7 protein-coding genes and 1 pseudogene are annotated in these 8,238 nt (G+C 71.7%); 7 read left to right on the top strand and 1 reads right to left on the bottom strand.

Annotation, left to right across the window (positions count from 1 at the left end):
• Positions 1–415, top strand: a pseudogene (locus ACWGKJ_RS09950) (hypothetical protein); the annotation flags it as partial.
• Positions 416–649: 234 nt separating this feature from the next.
• Complete coding sequence (locus tag ACWGKJ_RS09945; protein ID WP_385022742.1) at positions 650–1,369, top strand: class F sortase; 720 nt, start codon at positions 650–652, stop codon at positions 1,367–1,369.
• 39 nt (positions 1,370–1,408) lie between these two features.
• Here ACWGKJ_RS09945 and ACWGKJ_RS09940 read toward each other — a convergent pair whose 3' ends face one another.
• Positions 1,409–2,488 carry an alcohol dehydrogenase catalytic domain-containing protein gene (locus ACWGKJ_RS09940; RefSeq protein ID WP_385022745.1) on the bottom strand — a complete coding sequence of 360 codons (1,080 nt, stop codon included), beginning with the start codon at positions 2,486–2,488 and terminating at the stop codon, positions 1,409–1,411.
• Positions 2,489–2,674: 186 nt separating this feature from the next.
• Here ACWGKJ_RS09940 and ACWGKJ_RS09935 point away from each other — a divergent pair, with 186 nt between their 5' ends.
• The 5 genes from ACWGKJ_RS09935 (at position 2,675) to ACWGKJ_RS09915 (ending at position 8,220) form a co-directional block, all read left to right on the top strand.
• On the top strand, positions 2,675–3,454 hold the full coding sequence (locus ACWGKJ_RS09935; RefSeq protein WP_385022764.1) for a helix-turn-helix transcriptional regulator: 780 nt from the start codon (positions 2,675–2,677) through the stop codon (positions 3,452–3,454).
• Between the two features lie 256 nt (positions 3,455–3,710).
• Positions 3,711–4,994: an aspartate kinase gene (locus ACWGKJ_RS09930; protein ID WP_385022748.1), complete on the top strand. Its 1,284-nt coding sequence runs from the start codon at positions 3,711–3,713 to the stop codon at positions 4,992–4,994.
• The gene (locus ACWGKJ_RS09925) at positions 4,991–6,091 is read left to right on the top strand and encodes an aspartate-semialdehyde dehydrogenase (protein ID WP_385022751.1); all 1,101 of its coding nucleotides are present in this window, start codon (positions 4,991–4,993) and stop codon (positions 6,089–6,091) included. The genes ACWGKJ_RS09930 and ACWGKJ_RS09925 overlap by 4 nt, the downstream gene beginning before the upstream one ends.
• A 303-nt stretch (positions 6,092–6,394) precedes the next feature.
• On the top strand, positions 6,395–7,057 hold the full coding sequence (locus ACWGKJ_RS09920) for a SigE family RNA polymerase sigma factor (RefSeq protein ID WP_385022754.1): 663 nt from the start codon (positions 6,395–6,397) through the stop codon (positions 7,055–7,057).
• Positions 7,054–8,220 carry a hypothetical protein gene (locus tag ACWGKJ_RS09915; protein WP_385022758.1) on the top strand — a complete coding sequence of 389 codons (1,167 nt, stop codon included), beginning with the start codon at positions 7,054–7,056 and terminating at the stop codon, positions 8,218–8,220. Before ACWGKJ_RS09920 ends, ACWGKJ_RS09915 begins: the two co-directional genes overlap by 4 nt.
• The last annotated feature ends 18 nt before the right edge of the window (positions 8,221–8,238 follow it).

The raw sequence follows: 8,238 nt of genomic DNA, 5'->3' as shown, positions 1-8,238 counted from the left end.
GGACCACGGGCAGGGTGACCACGACCACGGGCGTGACCACGACCACGGTGACCACGACCACGGCCGTGACCACCACCGTCCGCACGGCGGCATGCACACCGGCGGTGGCGCCCTCGCCATGAACACGGCGCTGACCATGGGCGACGACGGTGAGTCCGCCGCCGGCATGGACCGGGACGACTCCTGGAAGGACGACTCGTGGGAGGAAGGCTCCAGCGATGACAGTTCCTGGAACACCGACCAGTCTCCCGGCCTGAACCACCACCGTCCGCACGGTGGCATGCACACCGGTGGGGGCGGCCTGGCGGCCAACAGCGGTGTGGCCGCCGGTTCGCTGCTGCTCCTCGGCGGCGTCGGTGCGGGCGTCTACATGATCCGCCGCCGTCGCAACGCCTCCGGCCTGTCGATGGCCTGACCGCCACCCCGCTCGCACCAGCAGCGTTGACGAGGCCACCGCCCCGAGGGGCGGTGGCCGCAACGCTTGTACGCCCCACCCCGAGTCCCACCGCGAACCACATCCCCAGTCACACCCGAACCACATCCCGAGCCACATCCCGAGCCACACCCCGCACCCCAGGCAGCACCCTCCTCTCTCCTGCCGCCCCTCCTCGTCCTTTTCCACCGCCCCGCCCGAAAGGCAGCACACCCGATGGCCGCTGAGAAGCTTCCCCAGCCGAAGCCTTCCGTCCCGTCCGCGCAGAGCACCGTGCCCCCGAAGAACGCGGTGCGTCCCCTGCACCGCGTCCTGGTCTGGCCCGCCGCGGCGGCGTGCGCGGGCGCTCTCCTGCTCTGCAACTCCTTCGGAATCGGCTTCGGCAGCCCGGCGGGTGACGCCAAGGTGCAGTCCGGGCCCGCCGCCGCTGCCTCCACGGCCCCCCGTGCCCCCGCGACGGCCGCCCCGCTGCCCCACTCCGATCCGACCCGGCTGAAGATCCCGACCATCGCCGTCGACGCACCGTTCACCGCACTGGACCTCGACAAGACGGGCCGCCTCAACCCGCCGCCCGCGGACAACACCAACATGGTCGGCTGGTACCGGGGCGGCGCCACCCCCGGAGAGCGCGGCGCGTCGATCGTCGCAGGCCATGTCGACACCAAGACCGGCCCGGCCGTGTTCCTGCTGCTGCGGACCCTCAAGCCGGGAAACGAAGTGGACATCACCAGGAAGGACGGCACGGTCGCCACCTTCAAGGTCGACTCCGTCGAGACGTTCAGCAAGGCCGACTTCCCCGACCAGCGCGTCTACGGCGACACCCCCGACCCCCAGCTCCGCCTGATCACCTGCGGCGGCTCGTACAACAAGGACGCCCAGGACTACGAGGACAACGTGGTCGTCTTCGCCCACCTCGCCTCGTCCAAGAACGCCTGAGAGAGGGGCTGTTGAGGGCAGCCGCCGACCGGCCGACGCTCACGGCCTGAGCACGGTGAGCCTGAACGGCCCCCGCTCGCCCGCCGCATGGGCCACCGCCTCGTTCGCATCGTCCAGGGCGAAGTCCGTGACCGTGAAGTGGTCCAGGTCCAGCAGGCCCGAGCGGATCAGGGCGATCATGCGCGGGACCGCGTCGCGCGAGCACAGCCACTGGCCGCGGACCGTGATGCTGTTGCGCATCAGCCAGAGGTACGGCAGGCCGAGGTCGTCGCCGCCCCCCATGCCGACACCGCCCATCAGGACGACCCTGCCGAACTCGCGGACCGTCATCGCCGCCGCCCGGACCGGTGCCGGGCCGGCGGCGGGCGGCAGCAGGTCGAGTACGCAGTCGACCGCGCCCGGGGCCGCGCGCTTCATCCGTACGGTGTCCTCGGCCGCGTCGCCGGTGAGGCGTACGGGGCGCAGCCGCGGGCCGAAACGGTCGGCCAGCGCGTCCAGGACCTTCTCGTTGCGGCCCGGCGCGATCACACAGCCGGCCCCCATGGCCAGCGCCACGGCGACGGCGGCGCTGCCGAAGTTACCGGTGGCGCCGCTCACCAGGAGCGTCTCGCCCGCACGCAGCTCCGCCGCGAGGAGGCCCCCGTACGGCACGAGCAGGACTTGCAGGGCACACCACCGTCCGGCGTCCGCCGGGTCGAGCGGGCCGATGGGGGCGGCGTTCTCGGTCGGGACGCGGATCTGCCCGGCGAAGGCCCCGTCGTGGAAGTACCGCTGGAGGCGGAGCCCGCCGTCGCCGCGGGCGCTGAGGCCCTGCAGGGTGATGTCGGGGGCCGGCGCGCCGTCGCGTGCGCGGACGGCGGGGTCGCAGAGGACCCAGTCGCCCACGGCGAGGGTGGTGGCGTCGGGTCCCACGGCGCGGACCCGGCCGGTCCCCCCGGACCCCGGGACCACCGGCAGGTCGAGCAGATAGCCCCGCTCGCCGCTGAACACCTCGGCGGCGTAGGGGAGTACGCCCGCCGCGACGACATCGACGAGCACCTCGCCGGTCCCGATGACCGGGTCGGGGACGGTCTCGACCGCCAGGGGTGCTCCGAATGCCTTCAGGACTGCGGCTTTCATCGTGCTGGTCCTCCTGCGGTGGGGATGCTGTGGGGATACGGCCCTGTTGCCGGGGCCAGCCTCACCGGCCCGCACGGCCGGATCCAGGACCGGCGTGATCCTAGGATTGGTCACTCCCTGGCAACTTCCTGGTACCCCGCCGGCACTCCGCGGCGGGGCGGTGCCGGTGAGGAGAGTGGTGTGTCCATGACGGATACGGTTCCCGGCGCGCTCGGCGACTTCCTGCGGTCGCGACGCGAGCGGCTGAGCCCCGGGGCCGTCGGTCTCGCGGGCGGGCGGCGGCGCCGGACACCCGGGCTGCGGCGCGAGGAGGTGGCGGAGCTCGCGGAGATCGGCGTCGACTGGTACGTCCGGCTGGAGCAGGGGCGGGCGGTCAGCCCCTCGGCCGGCACCGTCGACGCGCTGGCCCGCGCCCTGCGCCTCGACCCGGCCGAGCATGCCCATCTGCGCGCGCTGGCCGCCCGGTCGGGGCGGTCCGGCTTCGTCCGGGAGACCGTGCCGGACGGGATCCGGCGGCTGGTCACGAGCCTCGGCCAGCCCGCCTATGTCACGGGCCGCCGGTGGGACCTGCTGGCCTGGAACGCGGCGGCGGCCGACACCCTCACGGACTTCGGCCTGCTGCCCGACGCGGACCGCAATGTCCTGGTCCAGCTGCTGACCGACCCCGCCGCCCGGCGCCTCTTCGGGGCCGGCTGGGCGGACGAGGCGCGGCGCGTGGTGGGGCAGTTCCGGGCGGCGCACGATCTGTGGGCGGGCGATCCGGCCTTCCGGGGTCTGGCGGAGCGGCTGCGGCGGGAGAGCCCGGAGTTCGCCGGCTGGTGGGAGGGGCACCACATCCGTACCGGCGGCGAGGCCGGACAGAAGGTGCTGCACCATCCGCGCCGGGGCCTGCTCCGCTTCGAGTACGCGAGCTTCCAGGCCACTGACGACCCGGCGCTGCGGCTCACGGTCTACACGCCGGTGTGACCCGCGGCCTGCCTGCCGGTGTGATCAGCGGCCCGCGTGCCGGTGGGACCCGGACGTGTGACCCGCAAGGGTGTGACCCGCCCCACGTTCCGAGTGTCCCGCTCCATCCCGGGCAGGCATGCTCACCGAGCGGCCGTGCCACCTGACGGTGATCGGTGAGTGAGCGGGACATCTCACGATCTGGTACATACGGGGTGTCGTACGGCCGCTCGTTAAACTGAGCCGACCGCAGAAATGACTGGATCGAGGAGCGCACGTGGGCCTTGTCGTGCAGAAGTACGGAGGCTCCTCCGTAGCCGATGCCGAAGGCATCAAGCGGGTCGCCAAGCGAATCGTCGACGCCAAGAAGAGCGGCAACCAGGTGGTTGTCGTGGTGTCAGCGATGGGCGACACGACGGACGAGTTGATCGATCTTGCCGGGCAGGTGTCGCCGATTCCTGCCGGGCGGGAATTCGACATGCTGCTGACCGCCGGAGAGCGGATCTCCATGGCCCTGCTGGCCATGGCGATCAAGAACCTGGGCCACGACGCCCAGTCGTTCACGGGCAGCCAGGCCGGTGTCATCACCGACTCGGTCCACAACAAAGCGCGGATCATCGATGTCACACCGGGGCGGATCCGCACCGCACTCGACGAGGGCAACGTGGCGATCGTCGCCGGTTTCCAGGGTGTGTCGCAGGACAAGAAGGACATCACCACCCTCGGCCGCGGCGGCTCGGACACCACCGCCGTCGCACTCGCCGCGGCGCTCGACGCGGAGGTCTGTGAGATCTACACGGACGTCGACGGTGTCTTCACCGCCGACCCCCGGGTCGTCAAGAAGGCCCGGAAGATCGACCGGATCTCCTTCGAGGACATGCTGGAGCTCGCCAGCTCCGGCTCCAAGGTGCTGCTGCACCGCTGCGTCGAGTACGCACGCCGCTACAACATCCCGATCCATGTCCGGTCCTCGTTCTCGGGGCTCCAGGGCACATGGGTCAGCAACGAAGCACGAGTCGAAGCACAAGGGGACCCGACAGTGGAGCAGGCCATCATCTCGGGTGTCGCGCACGACACCTCCGAGGCGAAGATCACCGTCGTCGGTGTGCCCGACAAGCCGGGCGAGGCCGCGGCGATCTTCCGCGCCATCGCGGACAGCCAGGTCAACATCGACATGGTCGTGCAGAACGTCTCCGCCGCTTCGACCGGTCTGACCGACATCTCCTTCACGCTCCCCAAGGACGAGGGCCGCAAGGCCGTCGACGCGCTGGAGAAGTCGAAGCCGGTCGTCGGCTTCGAGTCGCTGCGCTACGACGACCAGATCGCCAAGATCTCGCTCGTCGGCGCCGGTATGAAGACCAACCCCGGTGTCACCGCGACCTTCTTCGAGGCGCTCTCGGACGCGGGCGTGAACATCGAGCTGATCTCGACGTCCGAGATCCGTATCTCCGTGGTCACCCGTGCCGACGAGGTCAACGAGGCCGTGCGCGCCGTGCACACCGCCTTCGGTCTCGACAGCGACTCCGACGAGGCGGTCGTCTATGGGGGCACCGGGCGATGACCGGCACCGGCCTCCGGGCAGGAGGAGGCCGTAAGCCGGCCCTCGCGGTCGTGGGAGCGACCGGGGCCGTCGGCACCGTGCTGCTCCAGATGCTGTCGCAGCACGCCGACATCTGGGGCGACATCAGACTCATCGCCTCCCCGCGCAAGGCCGGCCGCAAGCTGGTCGTGCGCGGGGAGGAGTCCGAAGTGCTCCCGCTCACCGAGGAAGCCTTCGAGGGCGTCCAGGTCGCGCTCTTCGTCGTCCCCGACGACGTCGCGCGCGAGTGGGCGCCCGTCGCCGCGTCCAAGGGCGTGGTGGTCGTGGACAGCTCCGGCGCCTTCCGGATGGACCCGGACGTGCCGCTCGTGGTGCCCGAGGTCAATCCGCACGCCGTACGGCTCAGGCCGCGCGGCATCGTCGCGTCCCCGCACTGCACCACGCTCGCGATGATCGTCGCGGTCGGCGCGCTGCACGCCGAGTTCGGGCTGCGCGAGCTGGTCGTCTCGACGTACCAGGCGGTGAGCAGCGAGGGCGTCCCCGGTGTGGAGGCGCTGCGCAGCCAGACCGCGCTGGTCTCCGGTACGGAGCTGGGGACGCACCCCGGGGACGTACGCCGCGCCGTGGGCGACGACACCGGGCCCTTCGCGGCCCCCATCGCGCTCAATGTGGTGCCCTGGGCCGGTACGCCCGCCGCCGACGGCTGGTCGTCCGAGGAGCTGATGCTCCGCGCCGAGACCCGCAGGATCCTGGACCGGCCCGCGCTTCCGGTGGCGGTGACCTGTGTACGGGTCCCGGTCGTCACCACCCACTCCCTCTCCGTGCACGCGCGCTTCGAGAACGAGCTGACGCTCGGCCGTGCGCACGAGATCCTGGCGACCGCGCCCGGTGTGGTGCTCTTCGACGACCCGGACGCGGGGGACTTCCCCACCCCGGCGGACGCGGTGGGCACGGACCCGGCCTGGGTGGGCCGGGTGCGGCGGTCCCTCGACGATCCGAACGCCCTTGACCTGTTCGTATGCGCCGACAACCTCCGTAAGGGTGCCGCGCTCAACGCCGCCCAGATCGCCGAGGCGGTCGCGGCCGAGACGGACTTCACGGGAAGCGCCGGAAGCTGACCGGCACCGCTGTCCCGAACCTGATCCTTTGTAGAAATTGTGTGTGGCCTGTGAGCAAGACGTACGCCGGAACCACTTGAACTGGGCCTTGTGCCTGTTACACGATTCAGTCTCCCGTGTGTCTGCAACCGCAGCCGGAACGGGTGCGTCTTTGGTGTGGCCCCGTCCTGTGCGAGATGCCGCAAGGCGTCGTGGAAAAAGGGGCATTGGGGGAGAACGGGTACGCATGAGGGCATTGGCCGCATCGTCAAAGGCGATGCCATACGCGTACAACCCTGGCGGGGGGAAGCGTGTCCAACTGGCGTGGCAGAGGTTCTCGATATTCCAGCGATGCCCGGGCGGGCCGCAGTGGTCCGTCCGCTCCGGCGTCCGCGTGTGCCCGGTGGGATGCCGGTGATCGCCCCCGTCCCCACCACCCGGCCCGGTTCCGTCCCGTCGCAGAGCGGCGAGGGTGCTGACGACGCCATGGCCTCCGGCACCACCGTCGACCACCTCACCGAGACCTACCGCGCCCACTACCGGTCGCTGCTGGGTCTCGCGGCGCTCCTCCTCGACGACACCGCCTCCTGCGAGGACGTCGTCCAGGAGGCGTTCATCCGCGTCCACTCGGCGCGCAAACGGGTCAGGGACCCCGAGAAGACACTCGCGTATCTGCGCCAGACCGTGGTGAACCTGTCCCGGTCCGCGCTGCGCAGGCGCATCATCGGGCTGAAGCTCCTCTCCAAGCCGATGCCGGACATGGCGAGCGCCGAGGAAGGGGCCTACGACCTCCTGGAGCGCGACGCGCTCAAGAAGGCCATGCGCAACCTCCAGCGCCGCCAGCGCGAGGTGCTGGTGCTCCGTTACTTCGGTGACATGACGGAGGCACAGGTGGCCGAGGCGCTGGGCATATCGCTGGGTTCGGTCAAGGCATACGGGTCGCGCGGCATCGCCGCGCTGCGGGTGGCCATGGAGGCACCGGCATGAGCGGGAAGAATCGTTACGGGCGGGAGATGCCCGCCGCATGGCGCAAGCAGCACGGCGGGCCGGGCCCGTCCGTGGACAACCAGGCGGGGAACGGAATGCAGAACGACGGTTCCGGCCATGAAGCCGACGGGTTCGACGAGCACGGAGCCGAGGGCCTGGACGAGCAGGAACTCGAACTGCGCCGGATGATGCACGGCGCCGTCCGGGAGCTCACCCCGTCCGACGACGCGCTCGACCGGCTGCGCAGGGCGGTGCCCGCGCGCCGGGCCAGGAAGCGGCAGATCGTGGTCGGCACGGCCGCGGCCGCGCTGCTCGTCGGGACCGCGATCCCGGCCTTCATCCATGTCGCGGGCTCGGGCGACGGGGTCAGGAACAACCCCGCGCTGGCGGGCAATGGCCACCGCACCCCCGGCTCCACGGACGCGGTGGCGCCCGGCGGCGGCAAGAAGGACAGCGGCAAACCGTCCGACGACGGCGAAGGCGACGGCCGGCACGGGAAGAAGGACGCTCCCAAGGGGGCCGGGAGCGGCAGCCACGGCGGCGCCGCAGGCGGGTCCACCGGCCCCTCGGGCAGGGCGCTCGACTCGCTGCCCGCCTGTACCGCCCACCAGCTCGGGGTCACCGGCGCGAACGCGGGAACGCCCCAGGCGGACGGCACGGTCTACGGAACCTTCCGGGTCTCCAACGTCTCGCACAGCCAGTGCGCGGTCAGCGACGCGGGCACCGTCAACTTCCAGGCGCTGGGCGCCGCCGACGCCGCCCGCATCACCGTGGTCGATCACACGGCGGGCGACGCGGCGGACGGCCTGCCCGACCCGTCGCAGGACGCGACCGGTCTGGTGCTCGGCCCGTCCCAGGCGTACGAGGTGAGGTTCGCCTGGGTCCCGGCCGCGACCTGTCCCACCGGCGGCGGCGCCACCCCCGACCCGACCCCGTCGTCGGGATCCGGCGGCACCGGAGGTTCGGCGGGAACGGGCGACGGCGGACAGCCCGGGAACGGCGGCACCGACGCCACCCCGCAGCTCGGCAGCGGTGACGGTACGTCGGACGGCAGCGTGGCCGTGGTGCACGAGGCGGAGCCGGGCGTACCGGCGGCGGAGGCGACCATCCCGAACGCGTGCGCGGGGACGATCTACCGCACGGGGCTGTTGACGGCCTCGTAACGGGTGGGGCGGTGGCCG

The organism is Streptomyces sp. NPDC054757, from assembly GCF_053612185.1.
This window is presented reverse-complemented; position numbering and strand designations above follow the sequence as displayed.